This is a genomic window from Polynucleobacter sp. 35-46-11 (genome assembly GCF_002281105.1).
The window spans coordinates 1-23672 of the sequence record NZ_NCFJ01000017.1; the positions used below are offsets into that span (position 1 = coordinate 1).

At 46.2% G+C, this 23672-nt stretch carries 26 protein-coding genes; 10 read left to right on the forward strand and 16 right to left on the reverse strand.

Going from position 1 to position 23672, the window contains the following annotated elements; translation table 11 throughout:
- Positions 1–60: 60 nt before the first annotated feature.
- Positions 61–1377: a glutamyl-tRNA reductase gene (hemA, locus tag B7Y67_RS02855; protein WP_293597261.1), complete on the reverse strand. Its 1317-nt coding sequence runs from the start codon at positions 1375–1377 to the stop codon at positions 61–63.
- Positions 1378–1396: 19 nt separating this feature from the next.
- Between hemA and B7Y67_RS02860 the strand changes: the two genes are divergently transcribed.
- The 3 genes from B7Y67_RS02860 to B7Y67_RS02870 all read left to right on the forward strand — a co-directional run bounded on the left by B7Y67_RS02860 (position 1397) and on the right by B7Y67_RS02870 (position 2943).
- Entirely contained in the window at positions 1397–1678 is a 282-nt protein-coding gene (locus tag B7Y67_RS02860; RefSeq protein ID WP_293597262.1) for a hypothetical protein, read from the forward strand.
- Between the two features lie 101 nt (positions 1679–1779).
- Positions 1780–2262 (forward strand): helix-turn-helix domain-containing protein, encoded by a 483-nt coding sequence (locus tag B7Y67_RS02865; protein WP_293597263.1) that lies wholly within the window; start codon positions 1780–1782, stop codon positions 2260–2262.
- Between the two features lie 6 nt (positions 2263–2268).
- Positions 2269–2943, forward strand: coding sequence for a nucleotidyl transferase AbiEii/AbiGii toxin family protein (locus B7Y67_RS02870; protein ID WP_293597264.1), 675 nt, complete (start codon positions 2269–2271; stop codon positions 2941–2943).
- A 35-nt stretch (positions 2944–2978) separates the two neighbouring features.
- Here B7Y67_RS02870 and B7Y67_RS02875 read toward each other — a convergent pair whose 3' ends face one another.
- Genes B7Y67_RS02875 through B7Y67_RS02895 form a run of 5 tightly spaced genes read right to left on the reverse strand, consistent with a single transcriptional unit; the run spans position 2979 to position 7729 of the window.
- On the reverse strand, positions 2979–3137 hold the full coding sequence (locus B7Y67_RS02875) for an antitoxin MazE-like protein (protein WP_293597265.1): 159 nt from the start codon (positions 3135–3137) through the stop codon (positions 2979–2981).
- A gap of 38 nt (positions 3138–3175) precedes the next feature.
- Positions 3176–3949, reverse strand: coding sequence for a uracil-DNA glycosylase (locus B7Y67_RS02880; RefSeq protein ID WP_293597266.1), 774 nt, complete (start codon positions 3947–3949; stop codon positions 3176–3178).
- On the reverse strand, positions 3949–5733 hold the full coding sequence (locus B7Y67_RS02885; protein ID WP_293597267.1) for a M61 family peptidase: 1785 nt from the start codon (positions 5731–5733) through the stop codon (positions 3949–3951). Before B7Y67_RS02885 ends, B7Y67_RS02880 begins: the two co-directional genes overlap by 1 nt.
- 12 nt (positions 5734–5745) lie before the next feature.
- Positions 5746–6462, reverse strand: a complete 717-nt coding sequence (locus B7Y67_RS02890; RefSeq protein ID WP_293597268.1) for a DsbC family protein — start codon at positions 6460–6462, stop codon at positions 5746–5748.
- The gene (locus tag B7Y67_RS02895; RefSeq protein ID WP_293597269.1) at positions 6455–7729 is read right to left on the reverse strand and encodes an FAD-dependent monooxygenase; all 1275 of its coding nucleotides are present in this window, start codon (positions 7727–7729) and stop codon (positions 6455–6457) included. The genes B7Y67_RS02890 and B7Y67_RS02895 overlap by 8 nt, the downstream gene beginning before the upstream one ends.
- 39 nt (positions 7730–7768) lie before the next feature.
- On the opposite strand from B7Y67_RS02895, the gene ychF reads away from it, so the two are divergent.
- Positions 7769–8863 (forward strand): redox-regulated ATPase YchF, encoded by a 1095-nt coding sequence (ychF, locus tag B7Y67_RS02900; RefSeq protein WP_293597270.1) that lies wholly within the window; start codon positions 7769–7771, stop codon positions 8861–8863.
- Between the two features lie 64 nt (positions 8864–8927).
- Here ychF and B7Y67_RS02905 read toward each other — a convergent pair whose 3' ends face one another.
- The gene (locus B7Y67_RS02905) at positions 8928–9278 is read right to left on the reverse strand and encodes a hypothetical protein (protein WP_293597271.1); all 351 of its coding nucleotides are present in this window, start codon (positions 9276–9278) and stop codon (positions 8928–8930) included.
- Positions 9279–9394: 116 nt separating this feature from the next.
- Here B7Y67_RS02905 and B7Y67_RS02910 point away from each other — a divergent pair, with 116 nt between their 5' ends.
- Positions 9395–9952 (forward strand): hypothetical protein, encoded by a 558-nt coding sequence (locus B7Y67_RS02910; RefSeq protein ID WP_293597272.1) that lies wholly within the window; start codon positions 9395–9397, stop codon positions 9950–9952.
- Here the strand turns inward: B7Y67_RS02910 and trpC are convergent.
- Genes trpC through rpe form a run of 5 tightly spaced genes read right to left on the reverse strand, consistent with a single transcriptional unit; the run spans position 9945 to position 14587 of the window.
- Positions 9945–10748 (reverse strand): indole-3-glycerol phosphate synthase TrpC, encoded by an 804-nt coding sequence (trpC, locus tag B7Y67_RS02915; RefSeq protein ID WP_293597273.1) that lies wholly within the window; start codon positions 10746–10748, stop codon positions 9945–9947. The two genes, B7Y67_RS02910 and trpC, sit on opposite strands and share 8 nt — an antisense overlap.
- 11 nt (positions 10749–10759) lie before the next feature.
- On the reverse strand, positions 10760–11782 hold the full coding sequence (trpD, locus tag B7Y67_RS02920) for an anthranilate phosphoribosyltransferase (protein WP_293597274.1): 1023 nt from the start codon (positions 11780–11782) through the stop codon (positions 10760–10762).
- A gap of 24 nt (positions 11783–11806) precedes the next feature.
- Positions 11807–12373 (reverse strand): aminodeoxychorismate/anthranilate synthase component II, encoded by a 567-nt coding sequence (locus B7Y67_RS02925; RefSeq protein ID WP_293597275.1) that lies wholly within the window; start codon positions 12371–12373, stop codon positions 11807–11809.
- Positions 12357–13862, reverse strand: a complete 1506-nt coding sequence (trpE, locus tag B7Y67_RS02930; RefSeq protein WP_293597276.1) for an anthranilate synthase component I — start codon at positions 13860–13862, stop codon at positions 12357–12359. The genes B7Y67_RS02925 and trpE overlap by 17 nt, the downstream gene beginning before the upstream one ends.
- Entirely contained in the window at positions 13862–14587 is a 726-nt protein-coding gene (gene rpe / locus B7Y67_RS02935; RefSeq protein ID WP_293597277.1) for a ribulose-phosphate 3-epimerase, read from the reverse strand. The genes trpE and rpe overlap by 1 nt, the downstream gene beginning before the upstream one ends.
- 49 nt (positions 14588–14636) lie before the next feature.
- On the opposite strand from rpe, the gene apaG reads away from it, so the two are divergent.
- The 3 genes from apaG to B7Y67_RS02950 all read left to right on the forward strand — a co-directional run bounded on the left by apaG (position 14637) and on the right by B7Y67_RS02950 (position 17094).
- Positions 14637–15011 (forward strand): Co2+/Mg2+ efflux protein ApaG, encoded by a 375-nt coding sequence (gene apaG / locus B7Y67_RS02940; RefSeq protein ID WP_015420328.1) that lies wholly within the window; start codon positions 14637–14639, stop codon positions 15009–15011.
- Between the two features lie 126 nt (positions 15012–15137).
- Positions 15138–16292 carry an MltA domain-containing protein gene (locus B7Y67_RS02945; protein ID WP_293597278.1) on the forward strand — a complete coding sequence of 385 codons (1155 nt, stop codon included), beginning with the start codon at positions 15138–15140 and terminating at the stop codon, positions 16290–16292.
- Positions 16293–16317: 25 nt separating this feature from the next.
- Complete coding sequence (locus B7Y67_RS02950; RefSeq protein ID WP_293597279.1) at positions 16318–17094, forward strand: enoyl-CoA hydratase; 777 nt, start codon at positions 16318–16320, stop codon at positions 17092–17094.
- 21 nt (positions 17095–17115) lie between these two features.
- On the opposite strand, the gene B7Y67_RS02955 is transcribed toward B7Y67_RS02950, so the two are convergent.
- From B7Y67_RS02955 to bioA, 4 genes are read right to left on the reverse strand one after another with little or no spacing between them, the layout of a single operon-like run.
- Entirely contained in the window at positions 17116–18309 is a 1194-nt protein-coding gene (locus B7Y67_RS02955) for a M20 aminoacylase family protein (RefSeq protein WP_293597280.1), read from the reverse strand.
- A 19-nt stretch (positions 18310–18328) separates the two neighbouring features.
- Positions 18329–19051 carry a dethiobiotin synthase gene (gene bioD, locus B7Y67_RS02960; protein WP_293597281.1) on the reverse strand — a complete coding sequence of 241 codons (723 nt, stop codon included), beginning with the start codon at positions 19049–19051 and terminating at the stop codon, positions 18329–18331.
- Entirely contained in the window at positions 19048–20277 is a 1230-nt protein-coding gene (locus B7Y67_RS02965; RefSeq protein ID WP_293597282.1) for an 8-amino-7-oxononanoate synthase, read from the reverse strand. Before B7Y67_RS02965 ends, bioD begins: the two co-directional genes overlap by 4 nt.
- Positions 20274–21620 carry an adenosylmethionine--8-amino-7-oxononanoate transaminase gene (bioA, locus tag B7Y67_RS02970; RefSeq protein ID WP_293597283.1) on the reverse strand — a complete coding sequence of 449 codons (1347 nt, stop codon included), beginning with the start codon at positions 21618–21620 and terminating at the stop codon, positions 20274–20276. The genes B7Y67_RS02965 and bioA overlap by 4 nt, the downstream gene beginning before the upstream one ends.
- A gap of 89 nt (positions 21621–21709) precedes the next feature.
- On the opposite strand from bioA, the gene bioB reads away from it, so the two are divergent.
- Together bioB and coq7 are read left to right on the forward strand one after the other, a co-directional pair.
- Positions 21710–22747, forward strand: a complete 1038-nt coding sequence (bioB, locus tag B7Y67_RS02975) for a biotin synthase BioB (RefSeq protein WP_293597284.1) — start codon at positions 21710–21712, stop codon at positions 22745–22747.
- Positions 22748–22760: 13 nt separating this feature from the next.
- Positions 22761–23390 carry a 2-polyprenyl-3-methyl-6-methoxy-1,4-benzoquinone monooxygenase gene (gene coq7 / locus B7Y67_RS02980; RefSeq protein WP_293597285.1) on the forward strand — a complete coding sequence of 210 codons (630 nt, stop codon included), beginning with the start codon at positions 22761–22763 and terminating at the stop codon, positions 23388–23390.
- Positions 23391–23672: the final 282 nt, after the last annotated feature.

Consider the following 23672-nt stretch of genomic DNA (forward strand, 5'->3'; position numbering starts at 1 on the left):
ATTGAGTTCGGCTAAGCGCGTGTCTAGGTGGTCTAGCTTAGCCCGCATGCTGGGCTTCATCTAATGGTCTTCTGGCTTGGAGTGCGAGGCGAATAATTTTGGAAGCAACTTAATCAGGGCGTCACGCTCAGCACCATTGGAGTGTTGTAAAGCATGCAATGAGCCATGCAAGAACTTATTGGTTAAGCCTTGAGCCATCGCATTGAGAACTTCTTGGGGATCCTCACCACGCATTAATCGTTTCATCGCGCGATCGAGTTCAAGTTGTCTGAGGTGTTCGCCTTGCTGCTGAATATCCTGAATTAATGGCACAGTCTTGCGACCCTGCATCCAGTGCATAAAGTTTCCAACACGATCTTCAATGATTGCCTCTGCTTGACTTACTGCAGCTTGACGGAGGGAGGCGCCTGTTTGAATCATCACACCTAAATCATCAACCGTATAAAGATAAATGTCATTTAAACGAGCAATCTCAGGTTCAAAGTCACGGGGTACTGCTAAGTCAATCATTACCATTGGTTTATGGCGACGTTGCTTCAGAGCGCTCTCCACCATTCCTAAGCCGATGATAGGAAGTGATGAGGCAGTGCTTGAAACAATGATGTCGAATTCATGTAATCGTGATGGAAGCTCGGAAAGCTTGAATGATTCTGCTTCAACATCTTGAATCGAAATCGAGTCTGCTAATTCTTGGCCGCGCTCTATGGTGCGATTGGCGATTGCAACCCCTTTAGGTTTACGTGCCACAAAATGGGTTGCACATAAAGTGATCATGTCACCAGCGCCAATGAACAAAACACGTTGATCAGCAATACTTTCAAAAATGCGTTCAGCCAATCGAACTGAGGCAGCTGCCATCGAGATTGAGTGAGCACCAATTTCTGTAGAGCCACGAACTTCTTTTGCGACGGCAAAGGTTTTCTGAAAGAGTTGATTGAGATAAGTGCCAAGTACGCCTGCATCATTTGCAGTACGTACAGCATCTTTCATCTGACCCAAGATTTGGGTTTCACCAATCACCATGGAATCTAATCCACAGGCAACTCTAAAGGCGTGACGTACCGCATCCGATTGCGGTAGTGAATAAATGTGCGGCTCCAAACTACTTGGAGCGAGTTGTTGAGTTTTTGCCAACCAATCAAAAGTGGCTTCATGCAAAAGACTGGCTGCATCTGCATCATTAGCGGCGCAATAGACTTCGGTGCGATTGCATGTGGATAAGATGGTGGCTTCTGGTAGCCCGGCCTGATTCGCGCCAACGAGATGTTGGCGAAGATCGTGCAACGCTTCTTGAAGAAATTCAGGGTCAAAGGCGACCTTTTCCCGAATGGCGACCGGCGCTGTGTGATGATTGATGCCGAGTGTCAACAACTTCATAATGGTGATTATAGATTTGATGTCAGCAACAATGGGGGTAGCAATGGGGTTTTTAGCTTTTCTGGTGATCGGTGGCTTAACGGGCCTATTTGCCTTGGTTTTTTACCCTGGGCAACGTAAAGCTAAGCCCAAAATCAAGAGATTCCTCATGGCTGCCTTAATAGGCTTCATATCTGCCTTAGCAAGCTCCTATGTAGGGCAATTTACAGGCTTCTTTCAGTCTGGACAGATGCTGGAGTGGCTAAGTGCCATAGCGGCCTCTTGTCTGGCGGGGGTTTTATACGCGAGCACAGATAAATAAGAAGAAACATGCTGTTATTGGCTTTAGCGCATCAAAATTTACCCCTATTTAATGTGTAATATATTACACATTTTTTATGAGTTTGTGGCACAATACATGCTATGAATTTACGTGAAATTGGACTGCAGGTAGCAAATCGCAGAGTTGCTCTTGGTTTGACTCAAGATCGCTTAGCCAAGCTATCCAATTTGTCCAGATCAACCATTCTTCATTTAGAAAATGGCACCCTAAAAGATTTAGGGGCTGCTAAATTATTAGCTCTACTCGGGTTGCTTGGGATCGACGTTTCAATGCAAGGGCGGCATAAAAAGCAATATGCCCTAGAGGCAGCTGGCCAAACTGCAAGCGTGAGTTACAAAAATAAATTAACTGCCCCACAGTTAGCAAAGTCATTGGTGTCAGGAAAAATTCCTGAACCCATCTTTCCCTACATAGCTTCCTTGCTTGATGAGGCCCCATTACCCCTAATTGTTTTGGCAGTTGAGGAGGCAGCGAAAGCAAGTAATATCTCCCCAAAGAGCATATGGAAAAATATTGATCGTTGGGCTCATGAAATGCACTCGCCAAGAGTGGCTTGGCGGTAATGCTAAATGAGTAAATCAATTCACGGACGTGATCTGCCTGATGGTGTTTGGAAAGAGTTATTTCCCTATGCACTTCGAATCATTGCCGAAATTAAAAAGCATGGAATGGCTGACCCCTTTTGGACATTCGGGGGAGGAACTGTTCTGATGTTGCGCTATCAGCATCGGCTCAGCAAGGATATTGATATATTTGTTCCCGATCCCCAGTATCTGGGTTTTGTCACTCCAAGACTGAGTGATGTTGCTGCTGATATTTCTTCACAATATGTCGAAGACCAAAACTCCTATGTCAAGTTAATTCGTCCAGAGGGGGAAATTGATTTCGTGGCATCCCCTAATCTCACTAAGCCTGGATTTGAAATGTGGAATATTTTTGGAGACACCATTCGTGTTGAGACTGCTGTAGAAATTGTGGCCAAAAAACTCTGGCACAGAGGAGATAGGGCGGCTGCTCGTGATTTATTTGATCTATCTTTAGTGATTGAGCGAGAGCCCCAAGAATTGCAAGTCGCTAAACAGTTTTTGTTGAGACATTCTGATCAATTTATCAAACAAATCCAAAGTAGAGCTCATGTGCTAAGACCTCAATTTAATGAAATTGATGTTTTGAGCTATAGCCCTAGTTATGACGAAGCGGTAGAGCGAGTAACAGGTTTCTTAGAGGCATTAAAGCATGACTGACTAAGGTCATCTCGATGATTCAGGCTAAGACATCCTTATTCAGCCTCTAGAAGGATTTGGTCTAGAAAATTCATTAAATCGATGTCTGCGCGATCTAAGGATGACGCTAGGGCAGATTGACGTCGACACTCCTCAATCATCTCTGTTGAAGTTGCGTTGTAGTTGGTGATGGAGTGTAGGCTGTTTAAGGACATTTTTAACCATGTTCAGTCGCGAATTTTAATATCCCCAGTTAACTGCTTAGCGAAAATAAGGCTTTATCCGTAGAGCTGGTGTGGTCACCAACCCACTGAATCGGCGATTGCTGGTGTGCTGTTAGCCACTCATTAGCTTTCGTAAAGTGCCCGCAACTTGCCATCCCACCTTGCTCCAGAAAGGGCCGGTCTGTTTTGTAGACCCCAAGCCCAGAGGGGTGGGAGGATTGTAGAATCAATTGGTTCGGAGCTGCCTCAATCAGAGGTAACTTGGATTGGGCATGGCCACCCCATAACATCCACACTAAATAAGGTTTTTGCTGCGCCAAGGCACTTATCAGTCTATCAACCAGGGATTTCCAGCCCAAATTGGCATGACTGCCTGCCTCGCCTAATTTGACGCTCAGGGCGGTATTGATAAGTAGGACGCCTTGTTCAGCCCAGGTATGAAGATCACCGTTAGGAAGGGCGCCAAACCCCTCCAGTGCTAGTGCTTTACTGATATTGCGTAAGGAGCTGGGAAATTGCCGAGAATTGGTCGGAATATCACTCGGGATAGAAAAAGCCAAGCCTTGAGCCAGTCCAGCAGAGTGGTATGGATCCTGCCCCAAGATGACGACCTTGACCTGAGTAACTGGGGTTAGTGTCAGCGCTTTGAAGAAATTATGTGGCTCCGGGAGAATTCTCTCTGCATCTTTATTCAGTTCGGCCCTGAGATTGGTCTGTAGTTGTTGCCACTCAGGGGATTCAAAATAATCCCCAAGCAGGGCGCGCCAATCTTCCGGAATATCAGCCGCAGAAAATGAATGCATTACTCAGCTGGCGTGAGGATGTACTGAGCTGGAATTTGATCATCCTCAAGAACAGTCATGCACTCGTGCTCTAAATCATCTCGATAAAAACAAATCTGAATCACTTGTCCCAAGATTAAGCTCGATAGCACCTTATCCCAGCGAGCGGGAGTAATACGCTCACCATTGATGCTAGCCAATAGATCTCCAGAAGCTAGGCCTGCTAATTGTGCAGCTCCACCATCCAGCACATGCGTTACTTTTAGCCAGCCATTGCTATCACTATGGCGCATTCCGAATTGGAGTTTTATTTGCTCTAGTTTGGAATGTTTTTTTGGCTTAGCCGTAATGAGTTTGGAATCAATCCATTTTTGAATTGGAATGTCTTCAGTACCAAAAATGTAACGAGACTTAAATTGAACCCAAGTTTTGGAGAATCCTGTGCCAAGTAGTTTGAATATCAATTCATCCAAACCATCTTCTGCAATGCCATCGAGAGTGACCCCATGTGTTTGCCAAATGAGCCGCATCAAATCATCTAGGGATTGACGGTTGCTTGTGAATGCACGAATCTGGAGATCTAAGCCTAAAGCGAGCAAGGCGCCTTTCCCGTAATAGCTGACAACTACATTCGGAGTGTTCTCATCGGCTTGGTAGTACTTAGTCCAGGCATCAAAAGAACTATCCGCCAGGCTTTGCTTCAATCTACCTGGCCCACGCAAAATACCATTCCAATTATTCGCAACTAGCTTGAGGTAGGTTTTGAGGTCGATGCGTTTGCTACGGAATAATTGCAGATCATCGTAGTAACTCGTAAAGCCTTCAAATAACCAGAGTAAGCGAGTGTGGTTTCTGCGATCGAGTTGATAAGGCTGAAATGCCTTTGGTTGAATGCGCTTGACCAACCAAGCGTGGAAGTATTCATGACTACAGAGTCCTAAAAACTCCCGATAGGATGCTTCGTCCAAAGGAGTATTGACTTGGGGAATCTGATCACGACGGCATAGCAGGGCAGTGCTATTACGATGCTCAAGCCCTCCATAGCCAGAAAGAACCGCATTGACTAAAAATAAATAATTCTGGAAGGGTGCGTTTTTAGTCTTGGGTTCAAAGAGGTTAATGGTGGATATGCAGATAGCCTGTAGATCTGTTGCTAAGCGCTCTAAATCAATTTCATGAATGCAGCCTTGTATCGCCATACTGTGTGACACACCATTGGATTTCCAGTGGGCAATCTGAAACTCACCCATGGCAATTGGGTGATCAAGTAGGTCATCATAGTTTTTGGCGAGATAAAAGCCGTAGCCTTGACTATCCACTTTGGCAGCTTGTAAGCCTGTCTGAACTGTCCAAGAGTTTGCGCAAGTATCTTTAGGCGGAATCAACACTAAAGCGCAGGCCAAAGACTCTTGACCTTTAACTGCCAAACATAAGCTGCTTGGATTAATAAACGCACGTTCAGTATCGAGATAGGCGGCGCGCACAGAAGAATCAAATGCATATACCGTTGTGAGGATTTCTACTGCACCAGCTACCTTGGGCAAGCGCCACTGATCGTTATCAATGCGCTCCAGCGTTAGTGCTTCATTTGGATTATTAATTGCAAACGCTTCAATCGTTTCAATTTGTTTGCTGAAGTCGCGTATTAAATAGCTTCCTGGAATCCATGCAGGCATTTGCAGAATCTGTCCATTTGGCAATGGGTTCTCAATACGCAACTTCACATGAAAGCGGTGACCATGCAGATCGGCCGACCAAATGGTGTATTGGATTGCAGGTAGTTCGGAAGTATTTAATTTATTCATACACAAGATTGGTTACTTCAAGCTACTAAATTTCTTTTCAATATCGGTGATTTGAACCGCACCCGGAAAGCGACTGCCATCTGTAAAGAAAATAGTTGGGGTTCCTGTAATGCCATAAGTTTTGGCAAAGGCCATGTTTTTATCCAAAGGCGTGGCGCAGTCGCTCTTGCCGCTAGGAGCAATACCATTGATCATCCAGTCAATATAGGCTTTCTGGGGATCAGCGGAGCACCAAATTTGTTTGGACTTCTGCGCTGAGTCAGCTGACAAAATCGGAATTAGGTAAGTGTAGACAGTGACGTTATCCAGTTGCTGCAAAGATTTTTCCAAGCGCTTACAGTAACCACAATTAGGGTCAGAGAAAACGGCCAACTGTCGACTACCATTTCCACGGACTGCTTTTAAAGCATTGGATGGGATCAGCTCAGACCATTTAATGCGATTGAGGTCTGCTTGTTTTTGTTCCGTAATATTTTTTCCTGTAGCGACCTCAATGATTTCACCTTGGATTAAATATTTACTATTGGCATCGGTATAAAACACATCATTTCCAACTAAGACCTCGTAGATGCCTGGAATAGGTGATTGAGAAACGCCTTTAATTTTCGTGTTTGGACCAATCTTTTTTTGCAGTTCAGATCGGACTTGTTGCTCTGATTGTGCATTGGCTATTCCCACTAAAAAGGTGAGAGAGCAAGCTAAGGCAATAGTAGAAAATAATTTATTCAAAATCAGCATCTCCGAGAGCGCGTTCAATAAGGCGCCGTTTAATAAAGTGACTGCGATTGACCATGCCTAATCCCCAGTTGCGCAATTGCTTTTCAGTGCCACTACTCGCTGAAAATAGTTTCTTCAGTTTATCTGTGACCCATAGCAATGCGCTGGTATCGCCTTGGCGTTGACGTTCGTAGCGACGTAATAAAACTTTATCGTTCGGTAGTCGGAAGGATTCGCGTTTACTCAAAATATTGAGGAGGGTTGCAACATCCCTTAATCCTAGGTTCAAGCCTTGTCCTGCTAATGGATGCATCACATGAGCCGCATCTCCGATGAGGACAACCTTAGGGCTTTCATCTGGACCAATAAATCGACTTGCCCGAATTCTTCTCAATGGAAAATGAGCGGGTGTTGAATTGAGTTTGAGTGATCCAAGTTGCTCGACTATTGCCCCATTAGCAATGGAGGAAAACTTTTCAGTCCATGCCGCTTGATCCAGTTTTAAAAGTTCTGCAGCATTTTCTGGTGAAGTTGACCACACCATCGAGACTTGTTGATCTGGTAGGGGTAACATTGCCACAATATCGCCACCCGGTAAAAACCATTGGCAGGCAGTTTCTAAATGTGCGTTACCGCAAATCCAATTCGCTACCACTCCGCTTTGTGAGTAGCTTTCTTCTTTTGCGGTAATGCCCAGCTCCTTACGAATCGGAGAGTTGGCGCCATCGGCAGCAATCACGAGTTGAGCGCAAAATGTAGATCCATTTGCCAGATTGAGAGTTACGCCATCAGAATCCGTTTCAATGTTTTCAACTACGTCAGAGATACGCTCCAATTTATTTTGGAAGCGTGAGGCTTGATCCAAAGTGTGTTCGATCACACTCGATTCACCAATCCAGGCTAATTGAGGTGTACCCGCTTCAAAAGCAGACAAATGAAGTTGATCGTGCTTTTCTCCACGATCGCCAAAAATCCGCATATCTCGAACTGGCTGCATACGGCTGTGATCAATAGCATCCCAAATCTGTAGATGAGCCAGTAATTTTTGAGTGCTGGGAGAAAAAGCGTAAATCCGCTGCCCCCATTGATTTCCTTGGGGCGGAGCAACTCCTTGCCGTAAGTCAGGGGCAATTTGAATGGTTTGTAGGCCAAGTTGAGCTAAACCTAAGGCGCAAGCCTTTCCTGCTATACCTCCACCCACTACAGCGACGTCAACTGTCCGGATTTGAGAGGTATTTTTGGGCAATTTAGCCGAGCTATTTTGGAGGATTTCTGACATATCTCGATGATATCGAAACTAGCCCTTTACAATACTGCTATGTCTTTGAAATGTGGCATCGTCGGCCTGCCTAACGTCGGCAAATCTACCCTCTTTAACGCGCTTACCAAGGCTGGAATCGCGGCAGAAAACTATCCTTTCTGCACGATCGAGCCTAATGTGGGCGTGGTCGAGGTTCCTGACCCCCGTCTTGCCGCTTTGGCTGAGATCGTCAAGCCTGAGCGCATCCTGCCTGCTGCTGTCGAATTTGTCGATATTGCCGGTTTGGTGGCTGGGGCCTCTAAAGGTGAAGGCCTTGGAAATCAGTTTTTAGCCAATATTCGTGAAACTGACGCTATTACCCATGTAGTGCGCTGTTTTGAGGATGCCAATGTGATTCACGTGGCTGGCAAGATTGACCCGATCTCCGATATCGCAGTGATCGATACCGAGCTAGCCTTATCCGACTTAACAACCGTTGAAAAGACCCTGCAACGCTCAAGCAAGGCTGCTAAGTCAGGGAATGATAAAGAGGCAGCCGCTTTAGTGGCCGTATTAACTAAGGTGCAGGCCCATTTGGACCAAGCCCAGCCAGTACGCAGCCTGAAACTGAGCGATGAAGAGAATCTACTTCTTAAGCCGCTCTGCTTAATTACTGCAAAGCCGGCAATGTATATCGCTAACGTCAAGGAAGACGGCTTTGACAACAATCCTCATTTAGAGGCAGTGATTCAGCATGCGGCTAAAGAGGGTGCACCAGTAGTTGCGGTATGCGCTGCAATCGAAGCTGAGATCGCCGATTTAGATGATGCCGACAAAGTTGAGTTCTTGGCAGACCTCGGTATGGAAGAGTCTGGACTGGATCGTGTGATTCGTGCGGGCTATAAGTTATTAGGCCTGCAGACCTACTTTACGGCCGGTGTTAAAGAAGTTCGTGCCTGGACAATTCATCAAGGCGATACTGCTCCGCAGGCTGCCGGGGTCATTCATACAGATTTTGAGCGTGGCTTTATTCGTGCACAAACCATTGCTTTTGAAGACTTTATTCAATTTAAGGGTGAGTCTGGGGCAAAAGAGGCTGGCAAGATGCGTGCCGAAGGTAAGGAGTATGTTGTTAAAGATGGTGATGTTTTGAACTTCCTCTTTAACGTCTAAAACAGCGCCCCTAAATGTAAAAAGCCCTTAGTGATAAGGGCTTTTTTATATTCTTGGACTTGAGTTAGCTTTCTTTAACAGCCTTTGCAAGACACTTGGAAATTTCTTCATAGCGTTTGATGGCCATCTTGCTAGGAACTACTTCTTTTTTGCGCCCATCTTCATTTGCTGCCATCTTGATATAACCCATGGCGCTGAGATTCTTCAGTCGTCCGTGGAGGGTTGCTTGGGAGCCCAGATCAGAAAGGGAAATCAGATCGCCAACCAAAATCGACTGCTTGGCATGAAAGCTCAAAATAATTTTGTCCAAAAGACTCTCTTCAATGGAGTCGAGCTTCTTGCCTGGGTTGATGCGATCAAGAACATCAATCAAATTAAGTAAACGAATATAGCAAGAAGATTTAGCGGTCGACATAAGCAATTAAAGATTTAGAGGGCTATTGGCCTAAGGGTTAACGAGGGGAGTATATACCTACACAAATTTGATTGCTAGCATGACATAGTATTAAGTTAATAAACATGTCGGCGATCATGAAAAAAATTCTCTCAGAACGTACTTTAGGTTTTTTAATTAGTTCGGTAACGTACACAACTTTGTTTTACATCAATGATTGGCTCACCACTCATCTCACTTTTGGCTTGGGGGTGAGTTGGATCTATTTGCCTGCCGGCCTTCGTTTATTTCTTACGCTGATATTTGGCTTGCCGGGCGCATTGGGAATAGCCGTTGTATCCTTTTTTATTAGTTATTTAGGGCCATTCCCTCATGAGCTCACAACCTGTATAGGCATTGGCTTGATTTCCGGATTTGCGCCATACCTGGCCAGAATCTTTGTATTAAGGAATGTGGATATCTCATCTGATCTGAGTAATTTGACTTTACCGAAGTTGGTAATTTGCACTTTGATTTATTCGGCCCTGAGCGCAGGCTTGCATCAATGGTGGTTTTCGGTCCGAAGTCTCGACGAGACCGGAAGCTTTAATCACTTCTTGGTAATGTTAATTGGTGATGTGCTGGGCACAATAGTGCTCGTTGGTCTGATTAAAGTTGGGCTAGATATGCTGAAACCCTCTAGGCAACTTAATTAAATAATTCGCTTAGAGCCGCCCCAGGATCATTGGCACGCATGAATGCCTCACCTACCAAGAATGCATTGATTTGGTGATCGCGCATCAGTTGCACATCGGCGCGACTCATAATTCCGGACTCAGTAACCAGAGTTTTTCCAGTTGGCACCATTGATAGTAGCGAAAGTGTAGTTTGAAGGGTAACTTCAAAAGTCTTCAGATTACGATTATTGATCCCGAGTAGCGGCGTCTTTAATTCAAGGGCTTGCTCTAGTTCAGGTGCGTTATGCACTTCAACAAGAACATCCAATCCCAGTTCATGCGCGCAAGCCTCTAACTCTTTCATTTGATTGAGCTCTAGGCAAGCCACGATCAATAAAATGGCATCAGCACCAATTGCTCTTGCTTCGTAGACTTGGTAGGGATCAACCGTAAAGTCTTTACGCAATACAGGAATGCTACATGCAGCTCTTGCAGCCTGAAGGTAAGCATTAGATCCCTGGAAATAATCCTTATCTGTAAGGATGGATAGGCAGGCCGCGCCATTTTTTTCATAGGACTGAGCAATTTCTGTCGGCTGAAAATTCTCTCGTAAGATCCCCTTGCTAGGGCTAGCTTTCTTAATTTCGGTAATGACACCTGCTTTGCCTGCTGCAATTTTATTGTGGATAGATTGAATAAAGCCCCGAGGCTTTAAAAGGGCATCACGATTATTTTCTTCGGCTTGATCACGTTGATTGGCCAAAGAGATTTTTTTTGAATCAGTAGCTACCTCAATCTTCTTGGTGGCAACAATTTTGTCGAGGATATCGCTCATGAAGATCTTAGTTAGTATTGGGTTGCAGCTACAAATTGGTCTAGCTTGTGGCGGGCGGCTCCAGATGCAATGGCTGCTTGTGCCATCTGAATGCCGCTAGCAATGCTTGGGGCTACATCAGCTACATACAAGACTGCTCCAGCATTGAGGCAAACAATGTCGCTCGCTGGGCCAGGTATTTTATTGAGTACATCTAAAACAATGATTTTGGATTCTTCGGCATTAGCCACCTTAAAACTATTGGTTGGGGCAATACTTAAGCCAAAGTCTTTTGGATGAATCTCATATTCACGAACCTGACCATCCTTTAATTCACCTACGAGGGTGGGGCCTTCAAGAGAGATCTCATCTAAGCCATCACGGCCATAAACAACTAATGCATGATCCATGCCCATGGCTTGTAATACACGAGCCTGAATACCTACTAAATCAGCATGAAACACACCCATGAGAATCCGCTTAGCATCCGCTGGATTGGTAAGGGGTCCAAGGATATTAAAAATCGTGCGCACACCCAAATCTTTACGGATCGGCACCACATTCTTCATTGCAGGGTGATGATTCGGCGCAAACATAAAGCCTGCACCTACTTCTGAAATGCATTTTGCGACTTGCTCTGGTGAGAGTGACAGCTTCACGCCCAGCGACTCCAGAATGTCTGCGCTTCCGGATTTGCTGCTGACACTGCGATTGCCATGCTTAGCAATTTTTGCACCGGCTGCTGCTGCCACAAACATCGCTGCGGTAGAAATATTGAAGGTATGGGCACCATCACCGCCAGTGCCTACTACATCCACTAAATTTTTTCTATCTTCTACGTGTACTGGCGTCGCAAATTCGCGCATGACTTGCGCGGCCGCAGCAATTTCACCAACAGTCTCTTTTTTAGTACGCAAGGCAACTAGTAGACCGGCCACTAAGGTTGGCGGCATCTCACCACTCATGATGAGACTCATCATTGCAGTCATCTCATCATGAAAGAGCTCGCGATGTTCAATACAACGTTGCAATGCTTGCTGGGGAGTAATGGGCATGTAGGTTGATTTATTGCTTTTGGGTTATTTGACTTGCAAAAAATTCTTGAGCAGTGCATGGCCATGCTCAGACAGAATCGATTCTGGGTGGAATTGCACACCCTCAACCGCCAGTTCTTTATGGCGTACACCCATGATTTCACCATCGGAAGAGGTGGCTGTCACTTCGAGCACGGCTGGCAATGAATTCTTTTCAATCGCGAGGGAGTGATAACGCGTCACTTTAAATGGGTTTGGCAATTCTTTAAAAACGCCAACGCCAGTATGGTGAATATCATCAGTCTTGCCATGCATGACTTTTTGGGCGCGAATAATCTTGCCGCCGAATGCCTCACCAATCGCTTGGTGTCCAAGGCAAACACCGAGAATCGGAATCTGTCCGGCATATCGTTGAATCGTAGCCACTGAAATCCCTGCTTCAGCTGGACTGCAGGGTCCCGGTGAAATGCAAATGCGCGCAGGGTTGATTTTGGCGATCTCTTCAACAGAAATTTCATCATTACGGAAAACTTTTACCTCTTCACCAAGCTCTGCAAAATACTGAACGAGGTTATAGGTAAATGAATCGTAGTTATCAATCATGAGGAGCATCGAGTCCTCCTTGTACTAAATCAGCCGCCATTAATACTGCTCGGGCTTTGGCTTCGGTTTCCTTCCATTCGGCAGTAGGGTCGGAATCTGCAACAACACCAGCACCCGCTTGTGAATGCAATACACCATCACGAATTACACCAGTACGAATAGCAATGGCCACATCCATGTCGCCAGAGAAGGAAAGGTAGCCAACCGCACCGCCATAGACGCCCCGTTTCACAATTTCCATCTCATCAATAATTTCCATTGCCCGAATTTTTGGGGCACCCGATAAGGTGCCGGCAGGGAAGGTTGCACGTAACACATCCATATTGCTCATATTGTCTATTAACTCACCTTCAACAGAGCTCACAATGTGCTGAACATGGGAATACTTTTCGATCGACATCGAATCCGTCACTTTAACGGTACCTGTCTTTGCAATTCGCCCCACATCGTTACGCGCCAAGTCAATCAACATGACATGTTCAGCAATCTCTTTTGGATCGGCAAGCAATTCTGTAGCAAGGCGTTCATCTTCTTCGGGTGTTGCGCCACGAGGGCGTGTGCCAGCTAACGGACGAATCGTCACGATCTTCTGACTTTCACGTTGCTCTTGACGCACCAAGATTTCTGGTGATGAGCCTACTACCTGCAGATCACCAAAGTCATAGAAGTACATATAAGGCGATGGATTCAAAGAGCGCAAGGCACGGTATAGGGCGAGTGGTGAATCTGTGAAAGGCTTGCTAATGCGCTGGCCAATCACTACCTGCATGCAATCGCCAGCCAAAATATATTCTTTGGTTTTGAGGACGGCATTTTCAAAATCAGCTGCTTTGAACTTGCGGATCAATTCTGTTTTGGTGCTTGGCAATGACGCTGGCATGGTCACCGGTTTGCTTAGGCAAGCAAGTAATTCTTTTAATCGAGCTTGACCCTTTTCAAAGCTATCTGTGTCGCTGGGGTCTGCGTAGACAATTAAATAAATACGACCTGCAACGTTATCAATCACTGCTAACTCTTCGGTCAACATTAATTGAATATCAGGCACACCTAGCTCATCTGGCAAATTGTGTTTTGCTAGACGCGATTCAATATAGCGAACCGTGTCGTAGCCGAAGTAGCCAGCAAGCCCGCCACAAAAGCGTGGGAGGCCGGGTTGTACTGCCACTTTGAAGCGCTTGAAATAAGCGTCTACAAAATCCAATGGATTGTCATGATTGGTTTCAATCACTTGATCATTGAACAGTACTTCAGTGAGCGGGGCATTTGGTGTACCAACAGTTCTTAAAACAGTTTTCGCAGGCAGACCAATAAAAGAGAAGCGGCCAAAGCGCTCGCCACCTAAAACAGATTCAAGTAGGTAGGTGTTCTTTTGTCCAAAAGCTTGAGTGAGCTTGACGTATAGCGAGAGTGGCGTCTCTAAGTCGGCTAAAACTTCCTTCACCAAAGGAATGCGATTGAAACCCTGTTTGGCTAGGGCAAGAAATTCTTCGTGCCGCATTACGCTTTTCCTGAGGTCGCTAGTTCTGCGCGCATCGCATTAATCACGTCAGCATAATTTTCTTTGCCAAAGATTGCGGAGCCAGCAACAAAGGTATCTGCGCCGGCCTTGGCTACCTCTGCAATATTGTCAACTTTAATGCCGCCATCTACTTCAAGGCGAATATGGCAACCGGTTTCCTGTTGGTGGCGATCTAAGCGCGCACGAACCTGCGCAATCTTATTGAGAGTGTTTGGAATAAATGACTGACCACCAAAGCCTGGGTTCACTGACATTAATAACACCAGATCAAGTAATTCAAGCGTGTGATCCAAGTGATCAAGCGGGGTAGCTGGATTTAAAACCAATCCAGCCTGACAGCCTTGTTCGCGAATCAAATTAATCGTGCGATTCACATGAGGGCTTGCCTCTGGATGAAAGCTAATAAGATTTGCGCCTGCCTTTGCAAAATCCGGAACGAGGCGATCTACCGGCTCAACCATGAGGTGCACATCAATCATGGCTGGTTTGCCATCTTTAGTTGCATGTGGGCGAATTGCCTCGCAAACCAAAGGGCCAATAGTGAGGTTCGGAACGTAATGGTTGTCCATCACATCAAAGTGAATCCAGTCTGCGCCCGCTACGAGAACATCTTGAACTTCTTTGCCCAGGCAGGCAAAGTCAGCCGACAAAATGGAGGGGGCAATGACAAACTGGCTATTTGAGGGTGATTTCTGGCTATCCATCCCTAGATTCTAGCTTGCAGTTGGTCTAAGGATGGAGCAGAATTCGAGCATGAATCCTCATGAAATCAGCATTACGGTCAAAACCCAGTATTTGCCCGACCAGTCCGACCCCGATAATCGCCAATTTGCGTTTGCCTATACCGTCACCATCAGAAATACTGGTACGGCCAGCATTCAGCTCATCGCTCGCCATTGGTTCATTACAGACGGGGACAATGATGTTCAAGAGGTCCGTGGCCTGGGTGTTGTAGGTCAACAACCCCTATTGAGGGCGGGGGAGCAGTTTGAATACACCAGTTGGGCTACCTTGCCAACGCCGGCTGGCACGATGCGTGGAGAGTATTTCTGCGTAACTGAAGAGGCGCAGTTTTTCCAAGCCCCTATCCCGGAATTTGCCTTGGTAATGCCTAGAACCCTGCATTGAGCTTTCAAGAAGCCTTATTTTTTGCCCTTACCAGTCCAAAGGACAATAAAAAGCAGGAGGGCTAAGGCTAAACCACCCTCTACCGCAAATAGGATCATTGGGTATTCATCGAGTAAATTGGCAATCATGATTTCTATATCCAAATTAATTAGTCGCAAGAATCCTTCGCGAATCCTCCTCTGCAGTGTATTCGCTATCAGCATTGCAAGTCTGTTAGCCGCTTGCTCGACGCCCTCTACCAGGGGGGCTGGCTATCGCTCTGGTGGTGGCACCCCAAATGCCTACAATTCCTCAATTGCCAGTTTTCGATCGGTCTCATGGCAAGATTTGCCTGGCTGGCAAGAGGATGATTTAACGCAGGCTTGGCCAGCCTGGCTCAAGAGTTGTGATGCCTTGCGTAAACGCAATAGTGAGATTAATTGGCGCCAAGTGTGCTCCCAGGCTTCGACAATTTCAGGTCGCGATCAGCGGGCGGTTCGCCAATACTTTGAGGGGAACTTTCAGGTTTACGAAGTGCGTAATAGTACCGATGGGAAAGAGTCCGGGCTGATTACAGGCTATTACGAGCCTGTTATGAATGGCTCCCAGACCCGCACAGCTAGTTACACCGTTCCCTTGTATGGTCTACCAAATGCCTGGAAAGGTTCGAAGCCAAGCCCTGCACCAGCACGCGCTGGGCTCATGAGTTCTGGCGTACTTCGAGGTTCAGAAATTGCCTGGGTCCAAGATCCTGTGGCCGCTGCCTTCATGCAAATCCAAGGTTCAGGAAAAATTCGTTTGGAGGATGGCCGTGTATTGCGACTTGGCTATGCCGGAACCAATGATCAGCCGTTTAAGTCCTTTGCACAGTGGTTGCTGGACCGTAAGGAAATTACTCGCAGTCAGGCGACCATGCAGGGCATTAGTGCGTGGGCTAAACGCAATCCAGGTCGCGTAGAAGAGATGCTCAATGCCAACCCGCGCTTTGTATTCTTCAAAGAGTTGCCGGGTAATGTCAGCGCTGATCTAGGGCCTAATGGCGCCCTGGGCGTGCCTTTAACTGCTGAGCGCAGCATTGCTATTGATTTGAAAGCCATGCCTTTGGGTGCCCCAGTATTTTTGAGTACCACCAAGCCCCTGAGTAGCCAAGTCTTGCAAAAATTGGTGATGGCCCAAGACACGGGTAAAGCCATTGTGGGTGGGGTGCGAGCGGATTACTATTGGGGATCAGGGGATGCTGCAGGTGAGTTGGCAGGACGCATGAAGCAAGATGGCAAGGTGTGGTTATTGTTGCCGCGCTGAACAAATTATTTTTTGAAAGAGATTGATGACTTACAACACTATATTGACTGAAGTGGATGGCAAGGTTGCTGTCATTACCCTTAATCGCCCGCAAGTATTAAATGCTCTGAATGATGAGTTGATGGATGAGCTGGGTGCAGCACTGCTAGGTTTTGATGCTGACAACAATATCGGTTGCATCATCATTACTGGTAGTGAAAAAGCATTTGCTGCTGGCGCAGATATTGCAACGATGGCCAAGTATGGTTTTGCCGACGTTTATCGCGGTGACTTTATCTCACGTAACTGGGAAGAAATAAAAAAAGTGCGCAAGCCAATCATTGCAGCAGTATCTGGTTATGCCCTTGGCGGCGGATGTGAGCTAGCAATGATGTGTGACACCATCATGGCCACTGACAGCGCTAAGTTTGCGCAACCGGAAGTGAAGTTAGGGATTATTCCTGGCGCTGGTGGCACACAACGTTTGCCTCGCGCAGTTTCAAAAGCAAAAGCAATGGATTTAGCTTTAACAGGTCGGATGATGGATGCAGCTGAAGCCGAGCGCTCTGGCCTTGTTGCCCGTATTTTCCCTCAAGCGGATTTGTTGAAAGAAGTGAAGGCGATTGCCAAGACGATTGCAGATATGCCATTGCTGACGGCAATGATGGTGAAAGAAGCAATTAATACTGCTTACGAAACTACGCTTTCAGAGGGTATTCACTTTGAGCGTCGTTTATTCCACTCTTGCTTTGCGACTAATGATCAAAAAGAAGGTATGGCGGCTTTTATGGAAAAGCGTCCAGCTAAATTTACCAACTCGTAAAAATATACAGCTCAGGTAGAACTATTTTTCTAAGTAGCATTGAGCTAGTTTGACCCAGTAGCTGACGCCAACTGGAATCAGTGCGTCATTGAAGTCATAAGAAGGGTTGTGAAGATGGCATGGACCCATGCCATGACCTACCGCGCGGTGATCGCCATCACCATTGCCTAGAAACACATAGCAACCAGGCTTCTCCAGCAACATGAATGCAAAGTCTTCTGCGCCCATCGTAGGATCGATTGAGGTATTGACGTTTTGTGCTCCTACCAATTCACTCATGACCTCGCTTGCGAAGTCTACTTCCTTGTCATGATTAATGAGTGGAGGGTAGTTGCGAGCAAAGCTAACCTCTGCTTGACAGTCAAATGCGCTGGAGACGTTATGAGAGATTTCACGTAAACGTTGCTCAATCAAATCCAAAACTTCTAAGGTGAATGTGCGAACGGTTCCGCCGATAAAAGCACTATCTGGAATAACGTTGCTTGTCTCGCCCGCATGAAACTGTGTGACAGATAAGACTGCTGCATCCACGGGACGTTTATTGCGAGTAATAATGCTTTGTAGGGCTTGGACAACTTGAGTGCCCGCAAGAACGGGATCAGCACTGTTATGCGGCAAGGCGGCATGCCCACCCTTACCTCGGATGATGATTTCAAAAGTATTGCTGGAAGCCATCATCGGGCCAGAGGTCACACCAAAATGACCTTCGGCTAGTCCTGGCCAGTTGTGTAGACCAAAGACGGCATCACAAGGAAATTGTTTAAAGAGCCCATCGTTAATCATTTCTTGTGCACCAGCACCACCTTCTTCTGCAGGCTGAAAAATAAAAATGACTGAGCCTTTGAACTCGCGATGATTGGATAGATATTGGGCTGCACCTAAGAGTATGGCAGTGTGACCATCATGGCCACAAGCATGCATCTTGCCGGGATTCTTTGAAGTGTGCTCAAAAGTATTATGTTCTTGCAGTGGCAATGCATCCATATCGGCACGCAAACCAATCATCTTGCCTGGACCTAAGTCGCCATCAAGTTTGCCAACAACCCCAGTTTTTCCAAGGCCGCGATATACCGTGATTCCCCAGCTAGAAAGTGCCTCAGCCACGAGATCAGAAGTGCGGTTTTCCTCAAAGCGCAATTCTGGATGCGCATGGATGTTGCGACGAATCTCTTGAATAGCTGATGCGGAGTCGATAATTTCTGGAAGTAATCGCATAGCTTCATCTTATCTGAATTTACTCGGGTAGTTTTATATGCTCTGCAACAAATCGTAAGGCCTCTAAGGAGTAGGGGGCATTCTCTGATTTCTGAAGCTGCTCAGGAAGAGTGGGAATGACGCCTAAAAACGGAGCAAATATTCGCTCCTTTAAGGTTTGAATATTTTCATTTAAAAGAGACATTTCTTCTGAAAGTGTATTGGCAACCCAGCCAGCAATAGTTAATTGACGTGACTGAATTGCTTCGCAAGTAAGTAGGGCATGATTGATACAGCCCAAGCGCATGCCGACTACGAGGATGACAGGTAAATCCATCGCCTGAGCTAGATCACCTAAATCTTCCTGGTCATTCAGGGGGACCAAAAATCCACCCGCACCTTCAACAATGGTTGCCTCAAACTCTTGATTCAGGGAATGTAAATCTCCTAGGATGATCGAGGAATCCAGGTAGATATTATTCTTCTTGGCAACCAGATGCGGAGCAGCTGCCTCATCCAAAATATATGGGCAGAGACTTTGCTCCTGTGGGCTTAAGCCTGATGCAAGACGTAATGTCTCGAGGTCTTCATTAAGTTTTTTGCCACTAGCATCAAGATAGGTTCCAGCAACTACAGGTTTGAAGCCGATTGCGCGGACACCAGCTTCTCTTAACTTCAAGATGAGGGCGCCACTAATTAAAGTTTTGCCAACCTCAGTATCAGTGCCTGTGACAAAAAAACCATTCGCAGCATTTAATGTCATGAATTATTCCCTACTCCTTGCTCAATGACTTTTAATGTCTTAATGAGATCACGCAAATCATTAGTAGTGTGGTTAGCTGAAAATGTAATGCGTAGTCGAGAGCTGCCAACGGGAACGGTAGGTGGTCGGATGGCTGGGATCCAATAACCCGCTTCATCTAATAACTTAGCTGCCGCTAATGCGCTGGCATTGCTGCCGAGAATCACTGGCTGAATTGGGGTGGATGAAGGAGTTTTTTCCCAGTTTTGGAAAATCATTTCATCACGCCAAATTTGAATGAGCTGATTTAATTGCTTGCGACGAGCAATACCTTCATCGCCTTCGATCAATTCAAGGCTGCTGATTAAGGTATGTGCAATCGCTGGTGGTGTTGCTGTGCTGTAGATGTAGGGGCGGCCTTTTTGAATCAGCCATTCAATGAAGGGTGCGGCTGCGCAAATAAATGCGCCGCTAACACCGGCTGCTTTGCCAAGTGTGCCGACATAAATAATTCTCTCTGAATACACACCTGCTTGCTCCAAAAGGCCATGGCCATGTTCGCCGAGAACGCCAAATCCATGAGCATCATCTACCATCAAGAGCGCATCATATTGTTCTGCAATTTGGACTAATTTCTCTATGGGTGCGATATCCCCATCCATACTAAAGACCCCGTCGACCACAAGCAATTTGAGTGAGTGAGCATCTTGCGCTAATGATTTCTCTAGCAAATCAAGATGTTGGTGATCAAACAAGGTTACCTTTGCTTTGGTTTGCGCACTCGCCAGTCGAACGCCATCAATCAAAGAGGCATGATTGAGTTTGGCTGAGTAAATGCTGACCTCACCTTGTTCAGCAAGTCTAGCAATCCCAGTGATGGCATTGATGTTTGCGAGATAGCCAGTACTAAAGAACAGTGCTCTTGCATTGGGAATATGCTTTTCCTCACAGGCTGCTAATTTTTTTTCAAGCAAGTCATGCGCAATACTGTGGCCGCTAATCAGGTGCGATGCTCCGCTACCAACCCCATACAGTCTTGCACCTTCCGCAAGGGCGGCAACTAATTCCGGGTGGTTGGCTAGACCTAAATAGTCATTACTACAAAATGCTTTGAGTTCTCGCTGACCAACGCGGGCCTTGGTATCACAGGGTGACTCGCTAGTGCGCAGTTTTCGTCTCAGTAGCTGCTTATCTAAATTGGCAATTTGCTGCTCTGCCATATCCCGAGCTTTAAAGTTTGCGCTCATGCCAGAGCCTGATTGAGGGCGCGTTGTACAGAGGCGCCCATTTGTATGGCTTCCTCTGATGAAAGAATGTATGGTGGCATGACGTAAATCGTATTGCCAATCGGCCTTATGAGGATACCTTCTTTAAGGCTTGCTGAAAACATCTCTCGTGAAAACGTAGTTGAATATTTTAGTGATTCAGGTTTGATATCAAAGGCTAGGATCATGCCCTGCTGGCGCCAATGTTCAATACGAGAGTCTGCTTTTGCCCAGGAAAATCCATTAGCAAGATCTTTACTACGCTCAATATTTTTTTCGAGAACAGATTCACTTTCAAAGATTTCTAAACAGGCGAGCGCTGCAGCGCAGGCTAGTGGATTGCCGGTATAGGAATGCGAGTGCAAGAAACCTTGTTGCATTTGATTGCCATAGAATGCCCGATAAATTTTGTCAGTCGTCATGGAGAGCGACAGCGGAAGATAGCCGCCACTAATACCTTTAGACAGGGTTATGAAGTCTGGCCAAATCCCTGCATGCTCGCAAGCAAAAAACTTTCCTGATCGACCACAGCCCACTGCAATTTCATCGGCGATAAGGTGAATGTTGTAACGATCACAGAGCGATCGTACAAGGCGTAAATATTCTGGAGAGTACATTGCCATCTGACCTGCGCACTGAACGAGTGGCTCCACAATAATGGCGGCAATATTGTGATGTTCTGCTTCGAGCAGTTCTTCTAATTTTTTGGCAGCACGTCTAGCGACATCGTCAGCACTTTCATTAGGCTGTGCTTTGCGCGCATCAGGTGAAGGCACAGTAAAAACATCTTGTAAAAGTGATCCGTAGGCTTCACGAAAGATTGCGACATCGGTCACTGCGAGTGCGCCTAAAGTTTCTCCGTGGTAACCATTTTCTAGGCAGACAAACTTTTTCTTTTGAGTTTGATTATTCAGTCGCCAATAGTGGTGACTCATCTTCAAAGCGATCTCAACTGCAGATGCGCCATCAGATGCAAAAAATACGTGACCCAAATGCCCGTGAGTTAAAGCAGACAGTTTCTCGGATAGCTCTACAACGGGAGGATGTGTAAATCCGGCGAGCATAACGTGCTCAACTTGTTCTAGTTGACTGCTAATTGCTTGGTTGATACGGGGATTGGAGTGTCCAAAGAGATTGGTCCACCAGGAGCTAATGCAATCGAGTAACGCATTTCCTTTGTCATCAAACAGCCAAGCACCCTTACCTTTAGTAATGGCAATTAATGGCAATGACTCATGATGCTTCATCTGAGTACAGGGATGCCAAACTGCATCTAGGCTGCGAGCAACCAGGGAGGTTTGATTTGGATCAGAAATAAGCTTCATGTTTGGTATTTGACCACTAGTTTTTCCTAATTTAGGCCTGTATCTGTTATGTTTATGCCTTGATTTGATCTATTTTCTGGAATTCGACCATGCAGGCTACCCAAACTACTGAAAAACCCCTCACTCAAGTCAAATCCCAAAAGGATTTACATAAGGAGGTTGACGCGTCAGGCGCTTGGTCGGTTGCTCAAATTGAGGCGCTATTTGCCCTCCCATTCAGTGAGTTAATGTTCAAGGCGCAAGAAATCCATCGCGCTAACTTCCCTGATGGTGATGTGGAATTAGCTACGCTCTTGTCCATTAAGACCGGCGGCTGCCCCGAGGATTGCGGATATTGTCCGCAGGCAGCTCGTTATGACACCGATGTGAAAGCCAACAAGTTGATGGATCTGGATGAGGTGCTTGAGGCTGCCAAAGCTGCCAAAGCTGCTGGATCAAACCGTTTTTGCATGGGTGCTGCTTGGCGGGAGCCCAAAGATCGCGATATTGAAAAGGTCACCGCCATGATTAAAGGCGTGAAGGCCTTAGGCCTTGAAACCTGCGCCACTCTGGGGATGTTAGAAGCCAATCAGGCCCAAGCCCTGCAAGAGGCTGGCTTGGACTTCTACAACCACAATTTGGATACTAGCGAGGACTTCTATCGCTCGGTCATCTCCACTCGGGGATATCAAGACCGTTTAGACACGATTTCTAATGTACGTGCCGTAGGAATGTCAGTATGCTGCGGCGGTATTGTGGGCATGGGCGAGTCGCGCGAGCAGCGAGCAGCCTTTTTAGCCCGTTTGGCCAATTTAAGTCCTTATCCAGAGTCAGTTCCGATTAACCACTTGGTTCCAGTAGCCGGAACTCCATTGGCAGATCAAAAGCCCCTGGATCCGTTGGAGTTTGTAAGAACCATTGCGGTAGCCCGCATCACCATGCCGCGCGCACGAGTGCGTTTATCGGCTGGTCGCCAAGAGCTTGGAAGGGCAGTTCAGGCCATGTGTTTCCAGGCTGGTGCTAATTCTATTTTCTATGGTGAGCAACTACTCACTACCGGCAATCCCGAGGCAGAACAAGACCGTGAGCTATTGGCTGAGTTGGGTTTAAAGACCAAACAAAGTTGTAAAGCAGAGGTTTTGGTCTAGATTTCAAATAACCATGGCCTTAATCGATCGTTTCATCAGTGAGTTTGATATAGCCTTGCGCTCGGTAGTTGGGGGTGCTCATGCTCATCGCCCAACCCCAGGTTCGGATAGGCAAACTACCACTTTGTTAGATGTCGGAGAGCGGAAGCATGCCGCTGGATTGATGCGTGTGAATCATGTGGGTGAAGTTTGTGCGCAAGCCCTGTATCAATCTCAAAAATTAGTCGCTCGCAATCCTGAAATTCGGCAGATGTTGGATCACTCTGGTCAAGAAGAAATGGACCATTTAGCTTGGTGCGAAACACGTCTCCAGGAGTTGGGTTCGCACACGAGTTATCTCAATCCAATTTGGTATGCAGGATCCTTTGCAATCGGTCTGGCTGCTGGCTTAGCGGGCGATAAGTGGAGTTTGGGATTTGTTGCTGAAACAGAAAAACAGGTTGAACATCACCTAGAGAGCCATCTCGAAAAATTGCCTCCAGAAGATGAGCGTTCTCGTGCCATTGTTGATCAAATGCGGATCGATGAAATCGAGCATGGACAGGCCGCAATTTCTGCTGGTGGAGCGGTCTTACCGGAACCCATTCAGAAGATAATGCAGGCAATGTCAAAAGTCATGACAAGCACTGCTTACAAAATCTAGTTCTAAATTAGTAATTTCGCATATTTTTATTTAGGATACTGTTTATTGATACAGTATATTTACTGATTATTAGAGTAAATAGCTAAGACCTATTCTTAAGTATATTTTCCAAGCCGTTGTTTCAAGTAGCATTTTTATAGGCACCATTTTATTAACACATGACGCTAAGTGTTTGTAATCACTAGGAAATTTCCTAAAAAATTACCCAAAAACACTTGACCCTCTTATTGCGATCCTCTAAAGTGGGAGGAAGTGTGAAAAAGTGGGGTAAATGGTGTTTCA